At 38.8% G+C, this 467-nt stretch carries 1 pseudogene; it reads right to left on the reverse strand.

Annotated features, from left to right (window positions below):
* Window positions 1-467, reverse strand: a pseudogene (locus M595_RS31445) (hypothetical protein); the annotation flags it as partial.

Genomic DNA, 467 nt, shown 5'->3' on the forward strand with positions numbered 1-467 from the left:
TGGATACTCAAACGGATCATCTATACCGATTCCTTCTACATAATCATAGCTGGCAACCAGATCAATAACACCTTGACCTTGATGTTCAATTGCGTAATCTTCTAACACAAATGACCAAGATTCATCTAAATTCACTTCTGTTCCCGGTGTTCCAGTGACGATGCTAGACCGAGGAATAAAAACATCACCAGAACCGGATTGAACACCCATGTCAACGGTGAGAGAATCTAACACCTCTCCTAACTGATAATCAAAGCCAAATTCTGTGGGAATCGGTTCAGTTAATAATTCAGTCACCAGATTTTTATTGAGGATTTCCCAAAAGTCCGTTTCATTGGGATAATTGACGAGAAAATCGTCAATATAATTAGAAATCTGAGTAAATTCTGGATACTCAAACGGATCATCTATACCGATTCCTTCTACATAATCATAGCTGGCAACCAGATCAATAACACCTTGACCTT

The organism is Lyngbya aestuarii BL J, from assembly GCF_000478195.2.
In the GTDB taxonomy this organism is placed as follows: Bacteria; Cyanobacteriota; Cyanobacteriia; order Cyanobacteriales; family Microcoleaceae; genus Capilliphycus; species Capilliphycus aestuarii.